Origin of the sequence: Veillonella parvula (genome assembly GCF_032577575.1) — a bacterium.
Lineage (GTDB): Bacteria > Bacillota > Negativicutes > Veillonellales > Veillonellaceae > Veillonella.
Genome location: NZ_JAWFVO010000002.1, coordinates 65,671 through 92,081, shown reverse-complemented (window position 1 = coordinate 92,081; position 26,411 = coordinate 65,671). Strand labels below are relative to the sequence as shown.

Here is a 26,411-nt window from a genome sequence, read left to right as displayed (position 1 = left end):
GATTACTTATTAGTGATTAGGTTTAGATACGAGGTGAGATGATGGAGTGGTTACGTTATGGTGCACAGCACTACCCTAATCGTAAATGTATAAATGAATATACCTATAACGATATATACCGTGGTGTACTCCATGTAGCTCGTAATTTAGTGCCTTTAGACGCATCTCGTGTGGCTATCTTGTCTGATAACTCTGTGACCATGGCAATGTATGTGTTGGCTGCTATGCTAGTTCATAAAGAGGTACTTTTACTTAATGTACATCTTAAGCCAAAGGAAATAGAAAACCAATTGGATCAACTAGGTGTTACCACCGTATTACATAGTAAAGAACGACGTAATCAATTATCTCATTTCGTTGATTCGAAGGCCTCTAATTCAATTGTTACAAATGAGTTTGAAGCTCTAGAAGATATTCTATCGGATTTAGCGGTCGAGGACTCCTTTGATTGGGTCTTTGTAGACACAGACATAGCTGCTATCATGAATACGAGCGCTACTACGGGGCAATTTAAGTCTGTACCGCTTCGATGGGGGCAGATTAAAGCTCATGTACAAGCTTCCCAAGAGGTACTAGGAAAAACGGATCAGGATAATTGGCTAATGGTACTGCCTCTGTTTCATGTGAGTGGTTTATCTATCTTGATGAGGTCTCTTTATAACGGGACGGCTGTCACTATTTTGCCTAAATATGATGAAGCTCAAGTTCTCAAACTTATAGAATCTGAGCAAATCAATATGATGTCCTTAGTGCCCACTATTTTGACTCAATTAGAGCCACATATTACGCACCATGTATTACGTGTTATATTGCTCGGTGGAGAATTCATTCCTATGGCTCTCATCGAAGCTTGTGAAAAGAAATCTTTGCCTATCTATAAGACCTACGGCATGACGGAAACCTTTAGTCAAAGCGTGACCTTCTCTGTATTGGAGTATCCTCATAAACGAGAATCTGTAGGTAAGCCATTGCCTGGCATGCAGGTTCGTATCGATAATCCTGATACAGATGGGGTAGGCGAAATTCATTTGACGGGCCCTATGGTTATGACTGGTTACATCAACAAGAAACCTATCGATGGAGACTTTAATACAGATGATATTGGTTACATCGATGAGGAGGGGTTCGTTTATATTTTGAATCGTCGTAAGGATCTCATCATTTCTGGGGGTGAAAATATTTATCCTAAGGAACTAGAGGATTTGGTCTATACGTTGCCATTGGTAAAGGAATGTGCCGTTGTGCCTGTGTCCGATGTTAAATGGGGACAAGTGCCAGCCCTCTTTGTGGCCTTTCATGATGGTAAAAGTTTGCCACCAGAGGATATTATAGTCTTTATGAAAGACTCTTTAGCAAAATATAAGATTCCGAAATATGTAAAAGTATTAACCGCATTGCCTCGAAATGGAACTGGCAAAATATTGCGTAATGAATTGAAATTATAAAATTGAGGCGCCTATGAATAATATTTTAAACTTTAAAAGTATAACTACATATCGCCTTAAATTGCCACTGAAGTTCAATTTTAAGACTGCCAAGGGCGAGGTGAAAGAAAGAGAGACTATCGTTGTTCGCATTGAAGACCAACAAGGGTATGTAGGATATGGGGAATGCGTAGCTTTCACAGAGCCATTCTATACATTTGAGACCGTAGAAACCTGTTGGAAAGCTATGGTAGACGATTATATCTTTAATTTGCGCTTGATGCGGCCTAAATCACTGATGACCTATGTACGACAATTACAATTTTGGCGCAATCGAGACAATATGCCTATGGCTATTGCGGCTCTAGAAAATGCGCTTATTCATCTTCATTGTGAACGGATAGGTGTAAATTCTGTTTCCTACATTATGGATCAACCTTTACAAGAGACAATTGAAAGTGGTATCGTCGTCGGTGATGTGCCAATAGACCAATTACTTGATGTTGTAGCGCATCATGTAGTAAATGGTTGTAAGCGGATTAAATTAAAGGTAAATCCTATAGATGGTTATGAACGCGTAGCTTTAGTTCGCAAACATTATCCGGATTTGGTCTTAGCGGCTGATGCAAATCGAAGCTATTCATATCAAGAAATAGATAAGGTCCGTCAGTATGATGATTTAGGTCTAGCTTGTATTGAAGAGCCCTTTGCGATGGCAAACCTTCAATCTTATAAAGATTGGAAGTGGGAGCGTCTTAATCATGGTGATTGGAAAATCTATACGCCAATTTGTTTGGATGAGTCCATTTTAGGATATGATGATTTGTCCTATGCTATCGAATATGGTTTGATTGATGTGCTTAATATAAAAGTAGGGCGCATGGGGGGGCTTATTCCAACAAAAGCAGCTATTAATCTATGTAGAGAACGTCATATTCCATATTGGATTGGTAGCATGGTAGAATCAGGGGTTTCTAAAATGCTTCATGTTCAGTTAGCCGCATTAGGAGATTCCTATATGGCAGGGGATTTGTCCGATTCAAATCGATATTTTGAACAAGATCTTATTTTCCCAGATTTAACCTTTAATGAGGGTGTTATGCAGGTCCCTGATGGTGATGGACTAGGTGTAACAGTTTTTGATGACCGGCTAGAAACTTATTGTATGGAGAAACGAACACTATGAATCTAATTGAATCCTTACAAATCGATGTACCTCGTATGACGAGCGATACTACATGTATTGCAAAAATGAATTTAAATGAATTTCATAAACAACCGCAAGGCTATTTAAATGGTGGTGCTACATTAGCTTTTGCAGAAATTATTGCAGGTATGATGAGCAATGAGCTGGTAGGCTCTCATAAATTTGGAGTAGGTCAGTCTATAACTGCGAATCACTTGCGTCCTGTGAAATGCGAAGGAACATTAACAGCCTTAGGAACATTACTAGTGAAAGGCAAAACATCCCATGTATGGCGCTTTGATATGATAGATGATGCACAACGCCTTATTTCACAAGTGACTGTAACCTTGGCTATTGTAGATTTTGATAGATAAAATCCCATTTTTAAAGGATTTAGTTATATTTGCTAATTAAGTTATGTATAATTTCGTCTTACATGAGAACTTACGATTGTTAAGATTATAGGATAATAAAAGGACAGTATCTACTTTTCAGTAGATACTGTCCTTTGTTGGATTTACAATGTAAATGGCTCGTCTAGAAAAAAGACATAGCTCTTTTTTACGTTTTTTAAGATCTGCAATTTAAAATGTTAGGAAAGACAAAGATATTTATTTTCTAGTGATAGTATATAGGTCTTCAATATCAGGAATATCGTAAATTACCCATGTTCCATCTCCTAAATGACGCATCAAAACTTTTATATCTTTTGTCATATTCTTTTTATTATTTTGTATCGTTACAGTCACAGTAGCCTTATCACCATTATCTTCTGACTTTAGGTTTTTAACCTCTACATCATGTTCCTTAAATAGGCGACCTTCTACAAGACGATCTACCATAGACTTATTATCATCATTTGCTGTAGTGGTATTATTGGTAGGTGATTCAGATTTAAAGCTGTCAGGATCTTCGATATATGTTCGTATTACGTCTTCGATAAGAGCTGGTCCAAATGTTTTGGTAGCTGCTATTGTAGCTTTACCAAGTGGGGTAGATGTATCGACATATTTATTGCCTTCTCGTTCTACAATGTTTTTTACAATGGATTTTATATCTATGTGGCGTAATGCTTCGTCTGCATCTTTATCTTGTACTGCTTGGTGAATGATTTTTAATGTGTAGGCTGGTGTATGTGGTACATACCATAAGAAATACCATGCTGCGGCCATCGCTCCTACAATAGCTATGATAAGAGCGATAATAACACCTTTTGAATTGAACTTATTCACAGCGAATCCTTTCATGTTTCTATAGAGGCATTTTCATACTGAATATATACATATTGTAGCATATTGAGTAAAGAATAGGATGATTTCTAGTAAAGGGTATACCTATTATAGCTTAGAGAGAAAATTGTACTATTACGAAAACTGACGAATTATGACGATAAAGGGTGGATTCCTGTAATATAATATAGAGATACTTTTATAAAAGCTATAAAATAACGATTATCAAATATAATCAATTATTTTCATAGATTTGTAATAATATTTTTTAAAAAAATAGTTGCATTGCTCTAAAATCCATGATATTATGTACAAGTAGTCAACGCGAGTTGATACGCGGCCCCGTGGTGTAGCGGTTAACATGTCGCCCTGTCACGGCGAAGATCGTCAGTTCAAATCTGATCGGGGTCGCCATTTTTTTTTACAAAAAATCATGCCTCGGTAGCTCAGTTGGTAGAGCAACGGACTGAAAATCCGTGTGTCGACAGTTCGATTCTGTCCTGAGGCACCATTTGTATTCCATGCGGTTGTGGTGGAATGGCAGACACGCCATCTTGAGGGGGTGGTGAGCTAACGCTCGTGCGGGTTCAAGTCCCGCCAACCGCACCATTTCTATTTACTGATTAACAGATTGTAACACAAGCAGTAATTATCTAGCAATTTAGAAAAGGAACAATAGCAAATCGTAACCCATTGTAACGATAATTTGCCCCTTTTTTGCCCCTTTAAATAATAAATATTTGCCCGTTTTATATGAGGGTTATAATAGTCACTGCATATGATGCGGTGGCTTATTTTATTGTCTTTAGACTTGTTCGCGACGTAGTAGCGAATCATAAAACCACCCGCTATGCGGGTGCGGCAACGAAAGTTATACAAAAAATCACCTTGCTTAAGTATAATGTAGGTGTTCAAGCCGCATTGTACTTAAGCAAGGTGATTTCTAAGTATTATATAGTATATGCTTTTTACTAAGTATTTAACTATAATACATTAAGTTTTTATAAAATCAATTAAAGGTGCTCAGTTGTTACCAAAGATATTATTTGTAAACGAGTTATTTTGGGTTTTAATGAAGCATATGAGATTTCTCGTATACAGTTCATAGATATTTCATCTCTATTCATCGCTGCTATATAAGGAGAACTATCTTGATTACCAATGATTTGGAAGGGTAATTCGGAATTAATATCTCCACAGTTATTATCTAATAGTCTAAGTTTTCCCGTACGGGTTTCTTTGTCAAAACGAATTATATTGCATTGAATTATTTCTGGTGTTTCGTCGACCATTGTTTGCTCATTATAAAGGTCTGCAGATTCACTGCTAAAAAATATTGGAGGAGCATTATTTGACTCATTGTGTGCTTTAAATTCTGAGAATGAACCATTTACCATGGTTTGTGAAAGTTTTCTATATGTAGGGATAGATTTATTAGCAATCTCATACGTTTCTTGAGGGTATTCTATTTTAGCTCCGGTATTATCCGTATAAATAACCGTGTTATTATTTCCATTAATTTCTATTTTGGGTTGCGTGTTAGATTTTAAACCATTAAAGAAGCGTGAAGCTAATTCACATGCGTAACAAGTGTATGTCCAGATTGACTCAGGAGTAGATAACCCTAATAGAGGAAGGGTAAGTCTTGCACCTTCAACAATTAGCATCAAATCAGATGATAAAGAACCAACTGTGAAGTCTTTTACAACAACCTTATATACATTATTTTTGTTTGGTCGGATACGATCGATATTATTAATAGTACAATAACTTTTATCTATTAAATGTTGGAAATAGAGTAAAAATGATGCAGTTGCGCGTAAATCCAAAGGATATTCGCTGTTTAGTCCACCTTTTAGGTTAAAAGAAATTTTTTGTGGTAATAAAGGATTGTTTATTATTTTGTTCATTATAATATCCTCCTATTTAATTGACTATATCAAATAGATTTTATAATTATAAAAATTTATAAAAAACTAAATGACAAAGGATAGGTTTTAATGAAGATTGTATATGATAAAGAGATACAGAATCTCCTTTTAAGATAGATATGCAAATTAAGTCTGAAGTGCACTAAGGGGACAGATATTAGTATATTTATAGAATTGTTTGTAGTTTTGTAGGTATGGAAAATGAAAATTATCCATTTGTAGTCTAAGTTGAAATAATCTCACAATTTTATTGATTAGATTTTTTTGATTCACCTAAGCTTTTTACATCTTTTAAAAGCTTAGTTTGTTCATATTTTGCAATGTACCATTCTTTAATAAAATACTCTATTAGCTTTATTAGTTTTTCCGCATCTTCAGGATTAATGTCGATGATGGTGTTAATATCTTTATTTGGATGGGCACCAATATTTCCTATCTCTCGTAAAACATCTATAGCTTCAGTCTGAAGTGTATTTAAATTAGGTTTTATTGCCTCAATTTCTTGATATAGTGTTTTCTTTGTAACCTTCCAGTAATCACGGATCATGCTCTGTATGCAACGTCTAGATAAGGTAGCAGAAGCTTTAGGACTAAGATGTAATATAGCATATGCTTCGCTATAGTCTTCTTGGATATGAGAGGGAACTACATTACTATAGTCTCTTGCCAAAGAATTTGGAATTATAGGTATAGTATTAGAAGAATTACCATCGTTATTTTTGGCTATTAATTTATAAGTTTCTTTATCACAATTAGGGCATTTATAAGCCAATATAGTTATGATAGGAGTTGCTAGGTTATCTAAATAACTTGGTTTCACGTAATTATTATAGATTGTTAAATATTGTTTTTCGTTAATATTTGGAAAAGTAAGTGTAACTTGTTTTGCTATATAAGCATTTTTATGAGTTATTTTGTATTCTGTAAACGTTTCTTCAGTTAAGGCCACAGCATTATTACAGTATGGACAAATAAATTTAGACATTTTTACTACCTTCTTTATCATATATCCAGATTGACTTTAATATATTTATTATATAATGAAAAAATTATGAAATCAAAAATCATTTTGAGAGCTCCTTGATGTTGAACTATAAGAGTCTTTATTGGCATACTTTCATATTATGTGTACAATCATAGTAATTAGTAATATACATTTATATATATAGTTTTCAATATGAGAGAAGATTATGGTTTTTAATTATGGCGAGACATTACGTATCCGAAGGGATCTATATACGATTTTAGGTAAAATACGCTACATTGATACTCATGGAAAAATTGGGTATGAGTATAAGTTAGTTAAACATAAGAATAATGCAGAGTTTTGGCTCAGTTGGGATAAGAGGCGCGATGCGTACCAGTTTTCCAAGTTGTGTGGAAAAGCACTACCAGCCGATATGAAACTCGTAGATAGTGGTTATGAGATGGTAACGGGCACTTGGGGTGAGGTAGACGTAGGTACTACTGATACTGCTAAATATAAAGAGTATGAAAATGTTGATGGTACTGCTACGTTTTCTGTTCAAGAGTGGGCTTTTGAAACGGAATATTCAAAAGGCTTTTACATTAATAAAGAATACGTATCTGTCGAAAAGGACTCAGAGGTAACTGAGTCTATTCTAGATAAAATGGATACGATTAAGAAGCTAAAGTTCATAGGACCAATCGGTTGGATTTTGGGGAACTTACTACTTTATATGCCAATCTTTGATATAAAAATATTGAATGATGTACGGGATGTACTTACCTGGCCTTATATAGTAGCTGGGAGTATAGTCCTTGGTATCATTGTGGTTTGTGCTTTCATTATTTCCAGAACTATGCGTTGATGAAAACACATCGGTTATATAGGAGTCCCTTTCGTGGGGTAAATAAAAGGTCGTAACATGTATTAATACATATTACGACCTTTTTACTATAGGATTTATTTGTTAGGGGTTAGTTATTAGCTTCAGCTGGTTGAAGTTGTTCAAGTTCAGCTTCTTTAGCATCTAATTCTTTGGCGCCAAAATGAGCCAATACACAGAATGTAATACAAAGAACACATGCTATCAATAAAAGATAGAAACCTGCATTCCAACCAAATTTATCTGCTAAAACACCAAATAGTGTTGTACCTAAGTTTGCACCAACAATGTAACTCATGAATCCACGAAGACCAACAGCAGAACCTACTGCAAATGGTGGTACAATATCCATAGTTTGTACTGAAGCTAAGAATTGAGGAATGTAGATTAAACAACCTACAATAGCAGCGAAGAAAGTAACCCATAAGAGAGACTCGCTTTGCCAATAACCAAATATACAGAAGAAGATAATACTTATAGCAATGATTGCAGGTGGCATGCGATAACCTTTAAAGAATTTATCGGAAATATAGCCAGCAAAAATAGTAGAAGGAATAGCTGCCCATTCAAAGAATAAAAAGGCAACAGACATTTCTGCTTTGGAGAAACCCTTTACTTGTAATAAATAAATTGGAAGCCAAGTAAGCATACCAAAGCGAATCATGTAAACGAAGGTGTCAACTAATGATACATACCAAGCGTTTTTATTTTTCAATACGTATTTTACAAAGATTTCTCTTGTGCTCATATGAGGTGCTTCAGAACTTCTGTGTGCCTTATGAGCTGTGTCGGCGATGATTTCACTTGTTGGTGGTAAGCCTTCACGTTCAGGGCTTTCTTTGATTAAGAAAGAAATGGCAATTGCTATGATAACTGCAATAAGAGCTGGTACACCATAACTCCCTAATTGCCAGTGATCTGTAGTAGTGAAATATAATGCGGCGGCTACGATTGGTGCTACGATACCACCACCGAGATTGTGTGAAATATTCCAGATAGCTCCATAACGGCCACGTTCCTGTTTTGGGTACCATTTAGCTAAGGTGATAAAGGATGGTCCTACACCAAATCCTTGGAAAAAGCCATTTAGTACTACTAAAACTAAGAAGAAGGCGAGACTATCGGCAAAGCTCATAAAGATATTGATAATTGCACAGCAAATGAGACCGAAAGCCATAAACTTGGCAGGACTTGCTTTGTCCGCAAGACTACTCATAAAGCCTTTACTTAAACCATAAGCGATAAGCATACCACTAGATAGCAAACCAATTTCTGTTTTGCTCATATGGAGGATATCTGATAAAAAGTGTGTTGATAAGGCAAAGTTATTACGAACAATATAGTACGCAGCATAACCTATAAAAATACCAATTAATGATTGCAATCTATATTTATAATATAGATTCATAATCATGCTTTGTGGAACTAATGATTTTGCCTCTTTAGGTTGTAAAAATGAAAACATAGTTATTACCTTTCTTTCTTAATAACTAAATCCTATTGCATTGTTAATACTACCATTTCTATAGAATTCATGTAAATGATTTATGAGATAAAAATATTAATTTGCAACTTTAAATTGTTTATTATTAGCTGAAGATGCGTATAGAAAATATTTGAAATATAGACAAGTACTTCTTAATATATTAGATTAAATATATTGGGAGGTTATTATCTATGAAATATTTACGCCGTGAACTTAATCAAGTGGAAAAAGAGTATTTAAAACAATTTGGTGAAGACTCTTTAATTCGTGTCATCCTTCATGATCCTAATACAAAGGATAAACAAGATGTGCAGGATACTATTGATATTCTAAAAGAAGCAATTGCAAAAAATAAACCTCTAGAACAGGTTCCAGAGGATATGTGGAAGCTTATTGAGTTTTAATGTATATGAATTCCATACAATAAAAAGGCACATTGTTTTATGCGCAGACCATCTATAAATGAATTGTTTAAGATGGTAGTTCAAAACAATGTGCCTTTATGTTATAGGTTATAGAGTTCAGGTTTGCGATCTCTAAAAATATTGATTTTATTGCGAATATCCTCTACTACGGTGAGGTCGATATCTACAGATGAGATGCCCTCCCTAGTGTCCATTTCGAGTAGATTTGTGCCCCATGGATCATATACAGCGGAGTGACCAGTGCTTTGAACTCGACCTACTGTACCACAGCCGTTGACAGCACATAAGAAGAGTTGGTTTTCAATGGCACGTACTTCGTTTAGTACTTGCCAGTGGCGTAAACGCATAGTAGGCCATTGAGCAGGTACAAATAATAACTCTGTATTTGATAATGCAGCCATTCTTACGAGCTCAGGGAAGCGAATGTCGTAACAGATAACTGTACTACAAGGAATACCATCCAATTCAAAATGAGTGGTATGCGTACCGCTAGCAAAGTATTGGTCCTCTTTAGCAGGGCTAAATCCGTGCATTTTAGAATATTCCCCTACGAGCGTGCCTTCACGGTTGTAAGCATAGGAGGTATTAAATACTAAATCCTCTTTTGCTACAGCTACAGAACCGCCCACAATGTTTACATTGTGCTCTTTTGCGAATGTACTTAATAAAGCTTTTGTTCTTTCTCCATTTCTGTCAGAAATATTGATTAAATCCTTAGATGGATGAAATCCTGTATTCCATGTTTCGGGCAAGACGATAATGTCAGGCTTTTCTGATAGGGCTTGTGAAAGTAATTCTTGGACGCGCGCATAATTGTATTCCACTTCGTTTACATGGACGTCCATTTGTATAAGGCTTAAGCGTTTTTTCATAGAGAATCCTTTATCTATTAGATGAATATAATTCTAGTAATGTGTATTATAATTAGAATATTAAAGCATTATTGAGTGTATTACAATATAAGAGTCGATAAAGCTAGTTTAATTTTTTACAATCTTTTGATAATAATAGTTTGCATACTATTTATGGAGATATAGGTTATTACTTTAGATAATGTTAGATCTTTTGGTGAAAATATGGAAATAATAGATGTTATAAATGCGCGAACTAGTGTACGTCGGTATAAAAAATCTTCTTCGGTTGGAGAAGACATAATTCAAAATTTGGTAACCCTCGGAATGCGAGCTCCATCGCCTAAAAATCGTCAGCCCTGGCAGGTTATTCATGTGACGGCAGTGGAGAAAGAACATTTTGTGAATTTAGGCTTTCAGGTGTTAGAGCAATATAAAGAGCGAAAAGAACATTTTGGCAGCTTAGAAATTAGCCTTAAGGCTATGCAAACAGCTAGCGATTTACTCTTTGTAGTTAATCCTTATGATCACTTGCCTGACTATACTCGCGTGTGGGAGAAAAGTGATCTACAAGCTATTGGCGCTTTTATAGAACATATTTTATTGGGGGCAAAAGCAATTGGGTTAGGTACACTGTGGATGAATGATGTGTATTTTATGCAAAGTGAAAGTAAAGCCTTTTTAAATATTCCTCACGATGTACAGGCAATCATTGCTATAGGTATTCCAGATGAAACTATGTATCCTAGACCTCGAAAATCGATTGATGAAGTACTAATAAAGCGTTAATTTTTACTATTCTTCATGGAAATGTTATAATATTCTGTATATAATTGTGTTCTAATAGAGGAGGACCTATGAAACGGATTCCGTTGGTAACACTGTTAGTTTTGGTATTGGCAATGGTTGTGGCAGGTTGTGGATTGCTTTCACAAAAAACAGAACCTACTAGTTCAGTACCGCCTGCAAAAGAAGTTAAGATGGTACATCCAACGGGTATTCCTGTTCTTATGTATCATAAAGTCGGCGACGACAAAGATAATGATGCAGTTATTCGGGAGGATTTGTTTAGAGAACAAATGAAGTTCCTCAAGGATAATGGCTATAATCCATTGACGATGGATCAATTGTATGATTATGTTGTAAATGGTGCTGCGGTGCCTGAAAAACCTGTTGTGTTAACCTTTGATGACGGTTATGCAGATACATATTCTATCGTATATCCAATTATGAAAGAATATGGATTCCCGGCGACTGTATTTATTAATCCTGGCGATGTTGGGACGCGTCTAACTTGGGATCAAGTGCGTGAAATGCACAAAAATGGTATTACTATTTCAAACCATGGTTTCCAACACATAGAAATGGGCCAATTGTCAGAGGCAAAACAAATTGAAAATATTACAAAGGCCCAAGAGGCACTTTCTAAAGAAGTAGGCATTAAGGATAATCCTTGGTTCTGCTATCCATATGGAGATAAAAATGAATTCACCGACTCAGCATCTAAGAAAGCTGGCATTAAAATGGGGATGGCTATGAAATCTGGCTGGGCTCATACTGGTGATAATCCATATAATATTTTGCGTGTTTGGGTAGGCAATGCGGTGGATATCAAGCATTTTGAAGAACGCATTAGCACCGAACATTTCACTGATTTATAAGGAGAAATACATTGTTCAAAAAGAATTGGGTAAAGTTCATCATTATGGTGTTCTTATTTACCGTTGTCACATCACCCTTCGTGGTGCTCTTTGGACCATTTAATAATGTAAAGCGCGCTGTAATTGGTGCTATCTTACAATCTCGCCATCCTCATTACATTACATGGTTGTTTAATGAAGACGAGTTACAATCTATTTTGGGGACTGTAGGGGTCGTTAAAAGCCAAGATTTGTTCAAGTTTAATGCTCGTGAAGATAAGACTTTAAATCTTGAAAAAATCCAGTCTGCTCGTTATGTAGGCTATATTTTAGAAATTCCAGATCCTCGTCGTATCCAAGTAGGCACAGCGGCTAATATTCAAGAAAAAGGCGATACTACAAGTAATATTGCAAAAATGAATAATGCTGTAGCAGCGATTAATGGCGGTGGTTTCCACGACCCTAATGGTACTGGTACAGGCCGTTTGCCATATGGTTTCATCTTGCATGATGGTGAGTACGTTATCGGTAAGGATGTAGGCCCTGATGAAGACGTAGACTTTGTAGGTTTCTCTAAATCTGGTAATCTTATCGCTGGTAACTATGATAAAACTCAGCTCAGTGATATGAAAGCCATGGAAGGTATTACCTTTGGTCCACCTCTTATCGTTGATGGTAAGAAGATGATTACCGAAGGTGATGGTGGCTGGGGCGTAGGTCCTCGTACTGCTATCGGTCAAAAGAAAGATGGTACAGTTCTATTCCTCGTAATCGATGGTCGCCAACCAGGGTATTCTATTGGGGCTACCTTGCGTGACGTACAAGATATTCTATTTGAAAAAGGTTGCTACATTGCAGCAAATTTAGATGGCGGTTCTAGTTCAACTTTGTACCTAAATGGTAAAGTCGTAAATAAACCTGCCGATTTGTTAGGGGAACGCATGATCCCAACGGCGTTTATCGTGAAATAGGAGGACAGATGAAACCTTTTACGCGTGTACTGAGCGCCTTTGCGGTAGGTATTCTTCTGCAAGGTGGGGTATACCTATACCTTGATCAATATATGTTTGCACCGACTACAGAATTTAACGTAGCAGGCGCATCAAAAGATGATACGAAAAACTTCCCTGATGTGAAGGAAGGCACTAAGTATGTATCCTATGACCGTCAATTTATGGCTGTTGTTACAGAGAACTCTCTAAAAATTTACAAGGCTAATGAAAGTAAGCCCACAAATATCGATTTGAAGGGCCGTTCGATTAGTTACTTCAACTGGATGCCAGACCGTAACTATGCTGTCATGGGTTTATATGACTCAAGAGATGTTGTCATGGCTCGTCTTAATGCGGATGACCCCGAACACGAAGTTGATACAAAACTTGAAGACTTGCCTCGGGGCAGTAAAATCGTAGATGCTGCGTACTCTGAAGCGACAAATGTGGTGTATATGAAGGTAAAAGTTCAAGAACACACATATCGCATTTATCGTACCGATGCTAACTACGATACACGTCGCGTTTACATGCAAGCTACTGATATCGGTCATATCGGTGTATTCTACGATGAAGATAACTTCTTCTACGATAATGTGAGAACTGGGGATGTATTCATGTTCAACGGCATTGAAGGGGGATGGCGTGTTATCAACCCTGAAGGGCGTTTCCGCTTTATCGGTGTTGATATGGACAAAACCATCTACATCGCCCGTGTTGATGAGGACAATAATGCATTGACTGTTTACACTGGTAAATTAGGTGTAGGCTTCAATCCAGTTTACAAATACAACCACCCTACTACATTTAATGAGTTGACATTATCAGATGTAAAAAACATCATTAAGAATGGTAGTGAAGAAACTACTAAGGTAACAGAAGATACTACATCTTCTAAATCATTAAATAGTAGTGGTAGTAAAAAGAAATCTTAAGAAAAAGCCTTTATAATGTTCTTTCATTATAAAGGCTTTATTCCTATAATAGTATGTACCCTAAGGATATCTATGAATATATTATTTGTACGCCTTAGTTACATAGGTGATGTTTTGCATGCTACACCTGCTGCGCGGTGGATTAAGGAACAGTATCCTGATGCTAAGTTGCATTGGATTGTAACGCCTAGTATGGCAGAGCTTTTACAGGGTAATCCCTATGTAGATAAAATTATTCCCTGGGAACGGGATATATATGAGGCACATTCTAAAAAACTACATATTCCTACAATGTGGCGCATGTGGTGGGATCTTAAGGCCAAATTAGAGCCTTATAAATTTGATGTAGCCGTTGATGTGCAAGGGCGACTCATAACAGGGCTAGTACTATTAGCTTCAGGAGCCCCCATTAGACTTGGCCTTGGTGGCACAAAAGAGTTGAATTGGCTGTTTACTAACTATAAAACGAAGCCTAGCTCGGAACACGTGATTAAACGTTATGTAGAGGTAGCTCAGTTGTTAACAAAGGCTGTTACTGAACATACAAATTTAGATACATCGCTTAGCATTGTTAAAGACGGTGTTGAGAGTAGTTGTTCACTAAATGAATCTAATGTTAATACGTTGTACCACATGGACTTTCAGGTGCCATCAAATTTGCATAGTTGGGCAGAAAAACAATGGAAATCGATTAATAAAGATATTTCTTTAAATAGAGGAGTAGTAGATACACCTTTACGTGTTGGACTAGTATTAGGTACCTCTTGGGCAACGAAAGAGTGGCCTCAGGAAAAATGGTACTCCCTCATTAAATCCCTTCAATATAGAGCGAATTTTGTTTGCTTAGGTGGTCCTAAAGAGGCTGCTCAATACAAACCCTTGCTAGACTCTTTGACAGATGAGGGTATTGATAAAATTGTTCTGAATATGTTAGGGAAAACGACACTTCAAGAATTAGGGGCTTTAATTGAAAGTTGTGATGTAGTAGTTACTGCTGATACGGGAGCTCTGCATATTGCATTAGCTTTAAATAAGCCTGTAGTAGCACTCTTTGGCCCTACGGACCCTAAATTATGGGGCCCTCTGACGGGGACCTTTAAGGTGCTCGTAAATGACGAATTAGATTGCTTGGGCTGCCGAAAACGACGTTGTCCTAAGCCTAATCAATATTGTATGTCTGGTATTGATCCAGTACGCGTAAAAAAAACAATTTTTGAACTGATAGGAGATACACATGGCAAAGTTTAAAATTCAAAAAGGTTTATCTGATGCGGATATGATGAAAAATTTTAAGGATACAGAAAATTTCGAAGATACTATGCTCAATATGGAGCGAGATGCTAAGAAACCAGTAGTTCATCAAAGTCCAAAGCAAAAAGAAGATGCTTTTTACCGTGAGTTCTTAACTGAAAAAGTAGAGACTATGATTGGTAAAATGCTCCTTGATATCAAGATGGAGTATTTTAAAGAAGGGGAAGGGGCTTTCTCTATTCAGGTGAAACGGGAAGGTAAAAATATTGTCCTTGAAACTGCGCCTAAAAAGGTTAAGCCTGAGAAGTAAGCCGTATAATGGAGACTATCAAATTTTAAAGATTAGGTCAGAACCTGTCCGTAAATGGGCAGGTTCTTTTGCATGTTTATGCATTTAAAAATATCGGCTTAGTTATTAATAAAATTGATGAGCTTATAAACATACCGACGTTTATCGAATTACTACATTTATAAATACCGATATATTTTGAAAAGTATTTAATAATAACCAAAAATTATTACGATATAATTTTTAGTTTCTCATTAAAATGAGCAATTACAGAAAATTTAATTTGATTAAACATACATGCTAAACTCTAGTTCCTCTGCAGTTTTTTGTGATATTCATCACGAAAAAATCATCTTTGAATACATGAGATTATGAGTAAATAGCATAATGTGGTTGTTGACAAAGAATTTTATAAGTAGTCTAATATAAGTATGTATTACGATTTTAGCGCGTTTGGCTAGTGTGAGCAGACATCGAAAAAATCGTAAAAAAATAGGTATGAGATAGTTGTTTAATGAGTGTATAAAGTTACATACACAGACTATTTCGATTTGGAGGATTAACATGGCTAAAAAATTAAGAATTTGCGAAACCGTTCTTCGTGACGGTCATCAATCTATTTTGGCAACACGTATGCGCTACGAACAAATGGAACCAGTGCTCGGCCTTTTAGATGATATTGGTTATGAAGCTCTTGAATGTTGGGGCGGCGCTACTTATGACAGCTGTCTTCGTTTCTTGAATGAAGATCCATGGGAACGCCTTCGCAAATTGAAAGCTAATTTGAAAAATACCCCATTGCAAATGTTGCTTCGCGGTCAAAATTTGTTGGGCTATAAACACTACTCCGACGACGTAGTAGAAGCATTCTGTAATGCGGCTGTAAAAAATGGTATCGACCGTATCCGTATTTTCGACGCATTGAATGACCCACGCAATATGGAAGCTGCTATTAAGTACTCCAAAAAAGCTGGTGCACACGTTCAATCCGCTATGGTATACACAATTTCTCCAGTTCACACAACTGAAAGCTTCTTGAAAGTAGCTGAAACTTTGGTAGAAATGGGTACTGATTCCCTTTGTATCAAAGATATGTCCGGTTTGTTAGGACCTGCTGATGCATATGATTTGGTTTCTACTTTCAAAAAACGTTTTGGCGAATTGCCAATCGATTTGCATAGCCATTTCACTTGCGGTCTTGCTAGTACTACATACTGGGAAGCTGCTAAAGCTGGCGTAGATATCATCGATACTGCTATCTCTCCATTTGCTCATGCAACTAGCCAACCAGCTACTGAAACTATGATTGAAATGTTCAAAGGTACTGAATGGGATCTTGGTCTTGACCTTGATAAATACATTCCATTAGTTGACCACTTCCGTAAAGTAAAACAACAAATCGCTGAAGAATTCAACTTGAAACCAGCTAGTGATGTAATCCCTGCTGTTCGTCGTTACCAAATTCCTGGCGGTATGTTGTCCAATACTCAAAACCAATTGAACGAAATGGGTATGGGCGATCGCTTCTTTGACGTTATGGATGAAATGCCACGCGTTCGTGAAGACTTGGGTTACCCTCCATTGGTAACTCCAACATCCCAAATCGTTGGTACAATGGCTATGATGAACGTTATGATGGGCGACCGTTACAAAATGGTTCCTAACGAAGTTAAAGATCTTGTTCGTGGTAAATATGGTCAATTACCTGGTACAATTTCTGATGAAATTCGTCAAACTATCATTGGTGATGAACAACCTATTACTTGCCGTCCAGCAGATCTTATCGAACCTGAATTGGAAGGTTACCGTCAAGATTTAGCTTCTAAAGGCTACAATGGCATCACTGACGAAGACGTATTGACTTACGCTATGTTCCCAGAAGTTGCTATTAACTTCTTCGATGCAAATCGTCGTTAATCCAAATTTTAAAAGAGGATTCTTAGGAATCCTCTTTTTTTTGACCATATTTAAACTATCCTCATAGAGAAATAGTATAATTCAGTATATATTTTGTTTTATTAAATGAAGAGATTCAATAGTTGTTTCATTTTTTATATTTTAGCTTTTTTATAAACAGTATAGACAAGTTCCTATTAAAAGGGGAGACTAAGGAACTATGAAATATCAGATATTACCAATTTTCATATCGCCATAAGATACATGGGTGCGTGTGAAAATATAATTTTTACGAAAAGTATTAGATATTAAAAGGGTCGAGATACCTTTGAATAATCGGTCAATTATAAACTACGTATGAAAGAATAGTGAAAAATATGTTGGATATTTGCGTGTTTTACTTGCGTTAAGTATTAAAAATAGCGTAAACTATAGAGAGTATCTACTATTTATGATATTGAGGTAATCCTGTGAATTTACAAATACGAATTTGGATATCCAATGTTGTGCTGTTTGTTGTACCTATTTTAATAGCAATCATCTTATTTTTGCTATATTTTACAGGTTTGCGCATATTGGCCAATGCCGGTTACTATTTGCGTATTGAGCAGGAACAACAGTTTAAAAGTGTCAGTCGAATAACTGAAACCATTACCTTTTATGGGTTAGAAAATGATCTAATTAATAGCTTGGTTAAGCCTAGCTATAGCTTACTTGATCCAAAGGAAGTATATGTTGAAGTACTTGATCAAGGAAGTATGGTGTATAACTACGGTAATCCACAAATCTATAGTGCTTCTGCCATTGTTGGTCTTATTGATGTTAACCCTGAATTACAGGGCATCGTATATCAATCCAATAATACTTTCGTTTACGAAATAAGAAAGTACGATGGACGTCATTCCTATGTATACCATATTGCGATTAGGCGTGCTACTCATGGTAGTGATAGCTTAATGGAATCCGTATCTTTCTATATTATCGTAGTTTCCATATTGCTCTTTATTGTTACATTTTTTGCTATTAACCGATTTGTTACACGATTTATCATGATTCACGTTAAGAACATGACAAAGTCGTTAGAAATGGCAAATCGTCAGATTGAAATGGAACAGGAGCAACAAAAAGAGTTACTCGCTGGTATATCCCATGATATACGAACTCCGTTGACGGCTATTAAAGCGTATGCTGAAGGCGTTCGTGATGGTATTGCACCAACGGAAGAGCAACAAAAAAGATACATGGGAATTATTTTGAAACGGGCCAATGATTTAGATTCTATGTTAGAGGAACTATTCCTCATAACAACATTGAACTATAAAAAAGAATCTCGTCCATCTGAACGAATTGAATTAGGTCAGTTTGTACGTGACTTTGTAGAAGATCATTTAGCTCCGTATCAATCGAAGGGACTTGAGATTAAGGCCCGTATAGCTACGGAAACACCTTTTATCAATGCTAACCCACAATTGTTACAACGTGTTTTGCAGAATGTGTTGAACAATAGTGCTAAATATAAAATGACCGATATTGGTCACTGCGTCATAGATGTAACGAGTGATGATGATTTTGTATACTGTGTCATCAGTGATGATGGACCAGGTGTGCCGCCAGAATCTCTAGAGCGTCTGATGCGCCCATTCTATCGTGTAGATTCGTCTCGTACGAATCCTCAAGAAGGTAGTGGCCTAGGATTGTCGATTATCCGTCGAATTATGGAAATCTTTGAAGGCCGAGTTATGATTGAAAATGTAAGGCCACATGGTCTACGTATTATATTAGAGTTTCCTAAGCAAGGAGAAGAATCATGAGTGAACATATCTTAATTATTGAAGACGATTTGGATATTGCCAATATTGAGCGTGATTATTTAATGGTGGCGGGCTATGATGTAACGATTATGACTAATGGTACAGATGGCATTGAAGCAGCATTAAATACTCCTGTAGACCTTATTATCCTTGATGTTATGTTGCCAGAAATGGATGGCTTTGAAGTTTGTCGTCAAATTCGTGACAAAGTTCGTGTACCAATCGTTATGGTAACTGCGCGTCTTGATGATATCGACAAAATCCGTGGCTTAGGCGTAGGCGCTGATGATTATATTGAAAAGCCATTCTCTCCATCTGTATTGATTGCGAAGATAAAAGCTATGTTGGCGCAATATAAACGTTTAACAGAACGCGATGCAATGGAAACTAATGCTATTCAATCCGGTGAAATTCGTCTCGATCCTAAGATGATGAAAGTATGGGTGAATGAAAAAGAGGTTCATCTCAAAAAGAAAGAATTCCAATTGTTGGAGTTCTTGATGCGTAACCGTGATATTGTATTTAGCAAAGAAGAATTGTATTCTCGTGTATGGGGACTTGACTCCTATGGTGATTATGCAACTGTAGCGGTTCATATTAATCGTTTACGTGAAGAAATTGAGGATAATCCATCCGATAGTAAGCATATTATTACAGTGTGGGGTGTAGGGTATAAATTCGTTTAGTATCGAGAATATGCATTCACATTATACTCACGTTGTTCGTGGCTGTTGATTAGATATGACTTTATAGAGATTTTATTATAGAGATATAATCAAAGGTTTAAGAATTGTTTATATAGTTACTTTGATAGTTTAGATATTCCATGTATACTTATTTAAGTAAGGCTGACTATGACTCTAGATAAGTAATATTTTAACTTCTCTCTCTTAATAAGTTCTCTCTAAAGCTTATCTAGATCACATATACTCTCTCTCTCAACAGTCCTTACACTCTCAAACTATATGCATAAAGGGCATTTGCTAGCGACGGCTAGTAAATGCCCTTTATGTTTTTTAGATTTTAGATATTTGAATACATTCTATACAGCTTCTTTCAGAATTATAGGTATTTATCTAGTGGAGGATATACGGTTATAATAATTATACTTTCATAAGAAAAGTTATAAATTGATATCTTGCATTGTAAAAGCAGGCGTACTATAATAGGTTCATCAAAATCAATTTTATAAAATTAATTTTGAGATAATTTGAATTAGTGTGAGACGTGGCGTATTTATAAAGTATCATAATTATATGATTTATGATTTGGTTCTTATTTTACCTTTTATAATCATCATTAAGACGTTATGGGTGATGTAGAAGAATATTAAGAAGAATATAAGGAGATCTACATGACATTTTCAAAATATAAGAAAACAGTAATTGCGTGTATTCTTGCTTTGGGTATTGGGGTAGGCGGAGGATACTATTTCTTTGGCAGCCCTGTTAATACGCAACCAACAAACGTGAGAGAACAAACTAAACAGACTAAGCCTATTACTGAAACGCGTAATACCTATGTAGTACAAGCGGCTAAAGAATCTGGGCCAGCTGTAGTAGGGATTACAACACAAGTATTTCAAAAGGATATTTTTAACCGTACTATCTATGCTGGAGAAGGTGTCGGATCTGGTGTGCTTATCGATAATGACGGACATATTATAACCAATAAACATGTGGTAGCGGGGGCTAGAAATGGGGAGGTTACAGTATCATTGTCTGATGGCAGTACGGTGACGGGGACTGTTATAGGTTCAGATTCACAGACGGACTTAGCAGTTGTAAAAATTAAACCTCCAAAAGATATTAAACCTATCAAAATTGGTGACTCTGACTCCTTGCAAGTAGGGGAGCCAGCTATTGCTATTGGCAATCCTTTAGGCCTTGAGTTTAAAGGTTCAGTTACTTCTGGTGTTATTAGTGCCTTAGCACGTACAATTGATGATCAAGGTCAACGATTCCCATTGATTCAAACTGATGCAGCCATTAATCCAGGTAACTCAGGTGGTGCACTTATTAATGCAGATGGCGAGTTAATTGGTATTAACAGCTCTAAAATCTCTAAAGAGGGAATTGAAGGTATGGGCTTTGCTATTCCAATTAATTCTGCGATGACAATTGTTGATTCTATTATTAAAAATGGTAAGGTCATTCGCCCTTATATTGGTGTGTGGGCTGTAGACCGTCAAACTGCAGCGCGCAATAATGTAACCTATGAAGGTGATGGACTTCTTGTTGTTCAACTTGATCCTAATGGTCCTGCTGCACAAGCTGGTCTCGTAGAAGGGGATACGATTGCACAAATTGATGGTAAAGATATTACTACATTACTTGAATTAAAAGAACAAATTGATGCTAAGAGCCCGGGAGATACAATTTTGGTATCCTATACTCATAACGGCAAAATGAAGAGTACACAGCTTAAATTAGGGGAAGCGTCTTCAAATTAGAATCTAGTAAATAAAACTTAATTAAGTATTCCAATAATGCACTAATTTCTTTTGTAGTGTTAGAAAATCCTCATCTTTTAGATGAGGATTTTTAGTTATAATAGGGTGCTTTAATAGATTTTGTATAAAAAATACCATAAATAAGAAAATTTTTTTGAAAAAATTTTTCCTATAAATGCAGAAATTAACTGTGTTTATAGATTAGAAATAGGAAAAAATATATTAAGTTCTAATATTTTTTTACAAGGTACCTTGTGTTCCAAGGTACCTTATGTTATTATGTATTTGTCAGTACATGATAGTGACCGTAAGAGAGCTTTCACATTGGCAGGCAAGCACAGCCTAAAAGGGAGGAACTATGCAAGTTCAATTAAAAAAAGGTGTTATGGACATGCTGGTGCTAGCATTATTAACACAAAATGATCGCTACGGATACGAAATCGTAAGCACCATTTCGGAATATATTGAAATATCTGAAGGAACGATATATCCATTGTTTAACAGACTGAAAAAAGAAAAGTATGTTGAAACGTATTTAAAGGAGTCTTCTACAGGCCCATCACGGAAATACTATCATATCACGAACGAAGGCCGTGCAGCATATAACAAGATGCGTCAAGAATGGGATGATTTTTCTGGTGTTATCAATATGCTGTTGAAAGGAGTCGATAATAATGAACAAAAATAGCTTTTTGGATGCATTGCGTAATATATTTAAAAAAGCGCGTGTTGCAGATGTGGAGAGTATTATAGAGGTTTATGAAGAGCATTTTGCGGTAGGTTATGAAAAAGGGCTTACCGATAGTGAGATCATTAAATCCTTAGGGACTCCAGAGGAGATATATGCATCCTACGTAGATGCAGGTATTATAACTGACACAATGAATCAAGATGGTAGTGAAAGTAAATCCGTTAATATGCAGGAAATTTATGCACGATTTGATGATTATAAAGAGCGTCTTTTACCTCAATTACCGGGGATGGCTAAAAAAGCATCTAAGACTTTGCTCTCTATTGGAAGTGCCTTATCCTATATTGTAGGTGCTCTTATATTCATTATTACACCGGCTATCTTGTTCTTGCTAGGTAGCTCATGGCAACCATTTGAGAATGTTACTGCATTTCCAGTATTGTCCATTGTAACTTTAGTGGCACTTGGTGGTGTAGGTTTATTTGGTGGACTTACATGCGTCTTTGTTGGTACAGAGCTTCGTGGTGTGCGTGAACGTTACTTCCGCAATGTGGACTAAGGGGGATTTATGAGACGAATTATAATAACAGCGATTTTAACCGTAATTTGTGCTGTTGGGGCATGTACATCTTTTGCCGTTAATGATTTACCTAATTTTGGTGAATGGATGAAAACAAATGAACAACAGTTTAGAAAACCACATAGACATGATGGTCCTAATCAGTATATGGATAAACATATGATGGATGGAAATAATCATATGATGCCTCAAGATGGTATGGGGCCAAATAATGGTCAACATATGCACCAAAATGGTCAAAATCAAATGATGCCTCAAGATGGTATGGGACCAAATAATGGTCAGCATATGCACTCAAATGGTCAAATGCCTCCGCAAGGTCAAATGCCTATGCAAGGCCAACCACCTCAACAACCTAATGGCAATGCACCACAACAACAAACTGATCAAGGTGCACCACAAACTACACAAAACTAACGATACTTTATGAGTCCATTTCTCTCATAAGATATAGAGAACGTGGTCATGAAAGTGCATTCATGGCCACCATAGAGTCACACACTCTATGTGATACATTCGTATCAGAATCTCTCTCTTACACACAATAACTACACACAAACAAAAAGAGCTCCTTAGCGAAGGAGCTCTTTTTGTATCTATTTATAAATATTAGATAGTACTTGATGGGCTGGGAATATTTTATTAACTTCTTAATGAAAAACGACCTATGCATGCATATAGGTCGTTAAAAAATTATTTGATGTGTTTAGAACCGCGTTCTGTCATAGCTACACCGTCTTTGCAAAGAGGGCATTCTTCAGGTTTATAAGTTGGAACTTCAAGGTTAAGTAATGCTTGTACCTTTTCGTGAGGTACACCGAATTCTGCTTTACCCCCAGAACGGTTAACAAGAAGGCCTACACCTACGATTTCACCACCGGATTGGTTTACCACATTTACTACTTCTTGTACAGAACCACCAGTAGTTACGATATCTTCAACGATAAGTACTCTTGTGCCTGGCTCGATTTTAAAACCACGACGTAATGTCATAACGCCTTTTTCGCGTTCTGTGAAGATAGCACGGGTGCCAAGCGCTTTACCTACTTCGTGAGCAAGTAAGATGCCGCCGGTCATAGGTCCAATAACAAGTTCCACATTTTGATCGCGGAAGCGTTCAGCTAATTCTTTACAAAGTTTTTCTGTATATTTTGGATGTTGTAATACATTAAATTTTTCAACGTACATTGGACTATGGAGACCAGATGTCAAAAGGAAGTGACCTTCTAAAATAGCTTGAGTGTCGATCAGTAATTGTTTTACTTCTTGTTCTGTCATCATTTGGATACTTTCTCCATTTCTTCAATAATTAAACGAACTGCTTCACGAGGGCTTTCGGCTTGTGTAATAGGTCGACCGATAACAAGGCGAGATGCTCCATCTTGTAATGCACTAGCTGGTGTAGCAACCCGTTTTTGGTCGTCTGTTGTTGCAAAGGAAGGGCGAATACCAGGGGTAACGATGAGGAAGTCATCGCCACATGCTTCACGAATCATTTTAGCTTCTAATGCGGAACATACAACACCATCCATACCACAGTCTTTAGCGAGTTTTGCAAGGCGAATGACTTGGTCGGAAATTGGTAGCTGACCACCAATAGCAGTCCAAGATTCATCGTCAAAGCTAGTTAATGCGGTGATGGCTAATAATTTTGGGCGTTCTACGCCTAGTTCTTTGCCACTCTCACGAGCCGCCTCAACAGCAGCTTTCATCATGACAGGACCACCTTGACCATGTAAAGTAATTAAACTAGCGCCGAGACGTGTTAAGGAAGCTACGCCATGGGCTACGGTATTTGGAATGTCGTGCAATTTCAAATCAAGAAATACTTGTTTGTTTTGCTCCTGTAAAAAACGAATTGTTTTTGCTCCTTCGGCGTAGAATAGCTCCATGCCGACCTTGTAAAAGCTAACCGAATCACCGAGGGATAATACGATTTCTTTCACTGCATCCATCGTGGATACGTCAAGGGCAACGATTAATCTGTCATCTGCCATGTTGCAACCTCCATACTACATACATATCTAAATAATTTTCACATACTGAGGGCCTATCTGTCAATTAGAATTGGTGTGAATGAGGTGATTATTGGTCACCTTTGAACAGTAGATTATAGTCTATTTCATGCTATAATAAGTAGAGTAAATGAATATAATTCTTATATATAGATTTTGAAAGGAGTCCTATGTTAGATTTTGTTGCATTAGACTTTGAAACAGCAAATAAATTTAAAAATAGTGCGTGCTCCTTGGCGGTTATTACCGTAAAGGACGGACAAATTACCAAAAAGGCATATAGCCTCATCAAGCCTCCGTTTATGAGTTTTGATGATGAATGTATTGAAATTCATGGTATCCAACCGAAGGATGTTCTTCATGAAAAGACCTTTGATCAGTTGTGGAATGCCATTTATGAAAACCATTTAAAAGGGAATATTATGGTGGCTCACAATGCGAAATTTGATATGAACGTATTGCGTGCTACTTTAGATTATTATAAAATCCCTTGGCCAGAACTAGATTATGCATGTACAGTTAAACTTTCACGTGCGGTATGGCCTGATTTAGTTAATCATAAGTTGAATACAATGGCCGCATACATTGGAGTTGAGTTTAAACATCACTATGCACTGGATGATGCAGAGACTTGTGCAAAGGTTGTATTAGAAGCTGCTAAGTTAAAAGGCGTTAATAGTTTACCAGATTTATTAAAGATTACAGGCGTACCATTAGAACCATTCATTGATGATAAAAATCGCTCTGCTCAAGATGCATTACATAAAGAGCCAGAACCAGAACAAATGTCGTTCTTTTAGTAAGGAGAGGTACTATGTTGGGGAAAGAATTATTAGCTTATGTAGATCATACATTATTGCGTCCTATAGCCACATGGGATGATATTAAAGAAGTTTGTGAGGATGGTTTAAGGTATAAAACTGCATCTGTTTGTATTCCTCCAGATTTTGTAGCATCCGCCCATGAAGCATATCCAGAACTTAACATATGTACCGTTATCGGGTTCCCTTTAGGATATGAAACAACAGAGGTAAAGGTGGCCGAAACGAAACAGGCTATTGAAGAGGGCGCTTCTGAAATTGATATGGTTATTAATCTTGGAGATGTAAAGCAAGGTGATTTTGAAGCGGTAACTAGCGAAATTGAGGCGCTTAAGAAGGCTTGTGGTGATAAGATTTTAAAAGTTATCATTGAAACTTGTTATCTTACAGATTCTGAAAAGGTAGCGCTTTGCAAATGTATTACAAATGGTGGCGCAGACTATATTAAAACATCTACTGGATTTGGTAGCGGCGGTGCAAGCCTTGAAGATATTAGACTCTTTAAAAAGCATATTGGTCCTAATGTACAGATTAAGGCCGCAGGGGGTATTCGCTCTATTACGGATATGAAAGCCTATATTGCAGAAGGTTGTAGCCGAATTGGAGCCAGTGCAGCTGTAGAGTTATTAAAGAATCACTTGAACGAAGAAGTATAA

At 36.6% G+C, this 26,411-nt stretch carries 27 protein-coding genes and 3 tRNA genes; 23 read left to right on the top strand and 7 right to left on the bottom strand.

What is annotated here, in order from left to right:
• The first annotated feature begins 38 nt into the window (after positions 1-38).
• The 3 genes from menE to E7K77_RS04360 are packed head-to-tail and all read left to right on the top strand — an operon-like array spanning position 39 to position 2,984.
• Complete coding sequence (gene menE, locus E7K77_RS04370; protein ID WP_128113994.1) at positions 39-1,445, top strand: o-succinylbenzoate--CoA ligase; 1,407 nt, start codon at positions 39-41, stop codon at positions 1,443-1,445.
• A 13-nt stretch (positions 1,446-1,458) separates the two neighbouring features.
• Positions 1,459-2,610: an o-succinylbenzoate synthase gene (gene menC / locus E7K77_RS04365; RefSeq protein WP_128113995.1), complete on the top strand. Its 1,152-nt coding sequence runs from the start codon at positions 1,459-1,461 to the stop codon at positions 2,608-2,610.
• On the top strand, positions 2,607-2,984 hold the full coding sequence (locus E7K77_RS04360) for a PaaI family thioesterase (RefSeq protein WP_024061370.1): 378 nt from the start codon (positions 2,607-2,609) through the stop codon (positions 2,982-2,984). The genes menC and E7K77_RS04360 overlap by 4 nt, the downstream gene beginning before the upstream one ends.
• Before the next feature lie 237 nt (positions 2,985-3,221).
• Here E7K77_RS04360 and E7K77_RS04355 read toward each other — a convergent pair whose 3' ends face one another.
• Entirely contained in the window at positions 3,222-3,857 is a 636-nt protein-coding gene (locus E7K77_RS04355; protein WP_008602793.1) for a hypothetical protein, read from the bottom strand.
• Positions 3,858-4,177: 320 nt separating this feature from the next.
• Between E7K77_RS04355 and E7K77_RS04350 the strand changes: the two genes are divergently transcribed.
• From E7K77_RS04350 to E7K77_RS04340, 3 genes are all read left to right on the top strand, one after another.
• A tRNA-Asp gene (locus E7K77_RS04350) sits at positions 4,178-4,253 on the top strand.
• 21 nt (positions 4,254-4,274) lie between these two features.
• Positions 4,275-4,350: transfer RNA gene (locus tag E7K77_RS04345), tRNA-Phe, on the top strand.
• Positions 4,351-4,362: 12 nt separating this feature from the next.
• Positions 4,363-4,448, top strand: a tRNA-Leu gene (locus tag E7K77_RS04340).
• A gap of 404 nt (positions 4,449-4,852) precedes the next feature.
• Here the strand turns inward: E7K77_RS04340 and E7K77_RS04335 are convergent.
• On the bottom strand, positions 4,853-5,749 hold the full coding sequence (locus E7K77_RS04335; protein WP_278466893.1) for a hypothetical protein: 897 nt from the start codon (positions 5,747-5,749) through the stop codon (positions 4,853-4,855).
• A 268-nt stretch (positions 5,750-6,017) separates the two neighbouring features.
• The gene (locus E7K77_RS04330) at positions 6,018-6,755 is read right to left on the bottom strand and encodes a DUF4145 domain-containing protein (RefSeq protein ID WP_278466890.1); all 738 of its coding nucleotides are present in this window, start codon (positions 6,753-6,755) and stop codon (positions 6,018-6,020) included.
• Between the two features lie 205 nt (positions 6,756-6,960).
• On the opposite strand from E7K77_RS04330, the gene E7K77_RS04325 reads away from it, so the two are divergent.
• Positions 6,961-7,602: a hypothetical protein gene (locus E7K77_RS04325; protein ID WP_325306307.1), complete on the top strand. Its 642-nt coding sequence runs from the start codon at positions 6,961-6,963 to the stop codon at positions 7,600-7,602.
• A 109-nt stretch (positions 7,603-7,711) separates the two neighbouring features.
• On the opposite strand, the gene pgtP is transcribed toward E7K77_RS04325, so the two are convergent.
• Positions 7,712-9,085, bottom strand: coding sequence for a phosphoglycerate transporter PgtP (gene pgtP / locus E7K77_RS04320; protein ID WP_325306306.1), 1,374 nt, complete (start codon positions 9,083-9,085; stop codon positions 7,712-7,714).
• A 212-nt stretch (positions 9,086-9,297) separates the two neighbouring features.
• Here pgtP and E7K77_RS04315 point away from each other — a divergent pair, with 212 nt between their 5' ends.
• Complete coding sequence (locus tag E7K77_RS04315) at positions 9,298-9,510, top strand: hypothetical protein (RefSeq protein ID WP_278466883.1); 213 nt, start codon at positions 9,298-9,300, stop codon at positions 9,508-9,510.
• Between the two features lie 101 nt (positions 9,511-9,611).
• Here the strand turns inward: E7K77_RS04315 and E7K77_RS04310 are convergent, their stop codons facing one another.
• A complete protein-coding gene (locus E7K77_RS04310; RefSeq protein WP_278466881.1) occupies positions 9,612-10,403 on the bottom strand; it encodes a carbon-nitrogen family hydrolase in 792 nt (263 codons plus the stop codon).
• 204 nt (positions 10,404-10,607) lie between these two features.
• Here E7K77_RS04310 and E7K77_RS04305 point away from each other — a divergent pair, with 204 nt between their 5' ends.
• The 13 genes from E7K77_RS04305 to E7K77_RS04245 all read left to right on the top strand — a co-directional run bounded on the left by E7K77_RS04305 (position 10,608) and on the right by E7K77_RS04245 (position 23,336).
• Positions 10,608-11,171: a nitroreductase family protein gene (locus E7K77_RS04305; protein WP_278466878.1), complete on the top strand. Its 564-nt coding sequence runs from the start codon at positions 10,608-10,610 to the stop codon at positions 11,169-11,171.
• 68 nt (positions 11,172-11,239) lie between these two features.
• Positions 11,240-12,043: a polysaccharide deacetylase family protein gene (locus E7K77_RS04300; RefSeq protein WP_278466875.1), complete on the top strand. Its 804-nt coding sequence runs from the start codon at positions 11,240-11,242 to the stop codon at positions 12,041-12,043.
• 11 nt (positions 12,044-12,054) lie between these two features.
• On the top strand, positions 12,055-12,993 hold the full coding sequence (locus E7K77_RS04295; protein WP_004693677.1) for a phosphodiester glycosidase family protein: 939 nt from the start codon (positions 12,055-12,057) through the stop codon (positions 12,991-12,993).
• 8 nt (positions 12,994-13,001) lie between these two features.
• Positions 13,002-13,949, top strand: a complete 948-nt coding sequence (locus E7K77_RS04290) for a hypothetical protein (RefSeq protein ID WP_278466872.1) — start codon at positions 13,002-13,004, stop codon at positions 13,947-13,949.
• Between the two features lie 72 nt (positions 13,950-14,021).
• Entirely contained in the window at positions 14,022-15,197 is a 1,176-nt protein-coding gene (locus E7K77_RS04285) for a glycosyltransferase family 9 protein (protein ID WP_278466870.1), read from the top strand.
• Positions 15,184-15,510 carry a hypothetical protein gene (locus E7K77_RS04280; RefSeq protein WP_004698343.1) on the top strand — a complete coding sequence of 109 codons (327 nt, stop codon included), beginning with the start codon at positions 15,184-15,186 and terminating at the stop codon, positions 15,508-15,510. Before E7K77_RS04285 ends, E7K77_RS04280 begins: the two co-directional genes overlap by 14 nt.
• A gap of 543 nt (positions 15,511-16,053) precedes the next feature.
• The gene (locus E7K77_RS04275; protein ID WP_008602782.1) at positions 16,054-17,406 is read left to right on the top strand and encodes a pyruvate carboxylase subunit B; all 1,353 of its coding nucleotides are present in this window, start codon (positions 16,054-16,056) and stop codon (positions 17,404-17,406) included.
• Between the two features lie 449 nt (positions 17,407-17,855).
• Positions 17,856-19,196 carry a sensor histidine kinase gene (locus tag E7K77_RS04270; RefSeq protein WP_325306305.1) on the top strand — a complete coding sequence of 447 codons (1,341 nt, stop codon included), beginning with the start codon at positions 17,856-17,858 and terminating at the stop codon, positions 19,194-19,196.
• On the top strand, positions 19,193-19,882 hold the full coding sequence (locus tag E7K77_RS04265; protein ID WP_004693664.1) for a response regulator transcription factor: 690 nt from the start codon (positions 19,193-19,195) through the stop codon (positions 19,880-19,882). The genes E7K77_RS04270 and E7K77_RS04265 overlap by 4 nt, the downstream gene beginning before the upstream one ends.
• 668 nt (positions 19,883-20,550) lie before the next feature.
• Positions 20,551-21,648 carry a S1C family serine protease gene (locus tag E7K77_RS04260; protein WP_004698370.1) on the top strand — a complete coding sequence of 366 codons (1,098 nt, stop codon included), beginning with the start codon at positions 20,551-20,553 and terminating at the stop codon, positions 21,646-21,648.
• 358 nt (positions 21,649-22,006) lie between these two features.
• Positions 22,007-22,336 (top strand): PadR family transcriptional regulator, encoded by a 330-nt coding sequence (locus E7K77_RS04255; RefSeq protein ID WP_004693657.1) that lies wholly within the window; start codon positions 22,007-22,009, stop codon positions 22,334-22,336.
• The gene (locus E7K77_RS04250) at positions 22,323-22,898 is read left to right on the top strand and encodes a DUF1700 domain-containing protein (protein ID WP_008602778.1); all 576 of its coding nucleotides are present in this window, start codon (positions 22,323-22,325) and stop codon (positions 22,896-22,898) included. Before E7K77_RS04255 ends, E7K77_RS04250 begins: the two co-directional genes overlap by 14 nt.
• Positions 22,899-22,907: 9 nt before the next feature.
• Complete coding sequence (locus E7K77_RS04245; protein WP_278466868.1) at positions 22,908-23,336, top strand: transcriptional regulator; 429 nt, start codon at positions 22,908-22,910, stop codon at positions 23,334-23,336.
• A 276-nt stretch (positions 23,337-23,612) separates the two neighbouring features.
• On the opposite strand, the gene pyrE is transcribed toward E7K77_RS04245, so the two are convergent.
• Both pyrE and pyrF read right to left on the bottom strand, forming a co-directional pair.
• Complete coding sequence (gene pyrE / locus E7K77_RS04240; RefSeq protein WP_008602774.1) at positions 23,613-24,200, bottom strand: orotate phosphoribosyltransferase; 588 nt, start codon at positions 24,198-24,200, stop codon at positions 23,613-23,615.
• Positions 24,197-24,916 (bottom strand): orotidine-5'-phosphate decarboxylase, encoded by a 720-nt coding sequence (gene pyrF, locus E7K77_RS04235; RefSeq protein WP_195213459.1) that lies wholly within the window; start codon positions 24,914-24,916, stop codon positions 24,197-24,199. Before pyrF ends, pyrE begins: the two co-directional genes overlap by 4 nt.
• A 188-nt stretch (positions 24,917-25,104) precedes the next feature.
• On the opposite strand from pyrF, the gene E7K77_RS04230 reads away from it, so the two are divergent.
• Both E7K77_RS04230 and deoC read left to right on the top strand, forming a co-directional pair.
• Positions 25,105-25,734: a 3'-5' exonuclease gene (locus E7K77_RS04230; RefSeq protein ID WP_012863964.1), complete on the top strand. Its 630-nt coding sequence runs from the start codon at positions 25,105-25,107 to the stop codon at positions 25,732-25,734.
• A 14-nt stretch (positions 25,735-25,748) separates the two neighbouring features.
• Positions 25,749-26,411 (top strand): deoxyribose-phosphate aldolase, encoded by a 663-nt coding sequence (gene deoC, locus E7K77_RS04225; protein WP_278470455.1) that lies wholly within the window; start codon positions 25,749-25,751, stop codon positions 26,409-26,411.

Bases quoted from the DNA above. Each gene is read 5' to 3' on its own strand.
- menE (WP_128113994.1), top strand. From the start codon at position 39: ATGATGGAGTGGTTACGTTATGGTGCACAGCACTACCCTAATCGTAAA.
- menC (WP_128113995.1), top strand. From the start codon at position 1,459: ATGAATAATATTTTAAACTTTAAAAGTATAACTACATATCGCCTTAAA.
- E7K77_RS04360 (WP_024061370.1), top strand. From the start codon at position 2,607: ATGAATCTAATTGAATCCTTACAAATCGATGTACCTCGTATGACGAGC.
- E7K77_RS04355 (WP_008602793.1), bottom strand. From the start codon at position 3,857: ATGAAAGGATTCGCTGTGAATAAGTTCAATTCAAAAGGTGTTATTATC.
- E7K77_RS04335 (WP_278466893.1), bottom strand. From the start codon at position 5,749: ATGAACAAAATAATAAACAATCCTTTATTACCACAAAAAATTTCTTTT.
- E7K77_RS04330 (WP_278466890.1), bottom strand. From the start codon at position 6,755: ATGTCTAAATTTATTTGTCCATACTGTAATAATGCTGTGGCCTTAACT.
- E7K77_RS04325 (WP_325306307.1), top strand. From the start codon at position 6,961: ATGGTTTTTAATTATGGCGAGACATTACGTATCCGAAGGGATCTATAT.
- pgtP (WP_325306306.1), bottom strand. From the start codon at position 9,085: ATGTTTTCATTTTTACAACCTAAAGAGGCAAAATCATTAGTTCCACAA.
- E7K77_RS04315 (WP_278466883.1), top strand. From the start codon at position 9,298: ATGAAATATTTACGCCGTGAACTTAATCAAGTGGAAAAAGAGTATTTA.
- E7K77_RS04310 (WP_278466881.1), bottom strand. From the start codon at position 10,403: ATGAAAAAACGCTTAAGCCTTATACAAATGGACGTCCATGTAAACGAA.
- E7K77_RS04305 (WP_278466878.1), top strand. From the start codon at position 10,608: ATGGAAATAATAGATGTTATAAATGCGCGAACTAGTGTACGTCGGTAT.
- E7K77_RS04300 (WP_278466875.1), top strand. From the start codon at position 11,240: ATGAAACGGATTCCGTTGGTAACACTGTTAGTTTTGGTATTGGCAATG.
- E7K77_RS04290 (WP_278466872.1), top strand. From the start codon at position 13,002: ATGAAACCTTTTACGCGTGTACTGAGCGCCTTTGCGGTAGGTATTCTT.
- E7K77_RS04285 (WP_278466870.1), top strand. From the start codon at position 14,022: ATGAATATATTATTTGTACGCCTTAGTTACATAGGTGATGTTTTGCAT.
- E7K77_RS04280 (WP_004698343.1), top strand. From the start codon at position 15,184: ATGGCAAAGTTTAAAATTCAAAAAGGTTTATCTGATGCGGATATGATG.
- E7K77_RS04275 (WP_008602782.1), top strand. From the start codon at position 16,054: ATGGCTAAAAAATTAAGAATTTGCGAAACCGTTCTTCGTGACGGTCAT.
- E7K77_RS04265 (WP_004693664.1), top strand. From the start codon at position 19,193: ATGAGTGAACATATCTTAATTATTGAAGACGATTTGGATATTGCCAAT.
- E7K77_RS04260 (WP_004698370.1), top strand. From the start codon at position 20,551: ATGACATTTTCAAAATATAAGAAAACAGTAATTGCGTGTATTCTTGCT.
- E7K77_RS04255 (WP_004693657.1), top strand. From the start codon at position 22,007: ATGCAAGTTCAATTAAAAAAAGGTGTTATGGACATGCTGGTGCTAGCA.
- E7K77_RS04250 (WP_008602778.1), top strand. From the start codon at position 22,323: ATGAACAAAAATAGCTTTTTGGATGCATTGCGTAATATATTTAAAAAA.
- E7K77_RS04245 (WP_278466868.1), top strand. From the start codon at position 22,908: ATGAGACGAATTATAATAACAGCGATTTTAACCGTAATTTGTGCTGTT.
- pyrE (WP_008602774.1), bottom strand. From the start codon at position 24,200: ATGATGACAGAACAAGAAGTAAAACAATTACTGATCGACACTCAAGCT.
- pyrF (WP_195213459.1), bottom strand. From the start codon at position 24,916: ATGGCAGATGACAGATTAATCGTTGCCCTTGACGTATCCACGATGGAT.
- E7K77_RS04230 (WP_012863964.1), top strand. From the start codon at position 25,105: ATGTTAGATTTTGTTGCATTAGACTTTGAAACAGCAAATAAATTTAAA.
- deoC (WP_278470455.1), top strand. From the start codon at position 25,749: ATGTTGGGGAAAGAATTATTAGCTTATGTAGATCATACATTATTGCGT.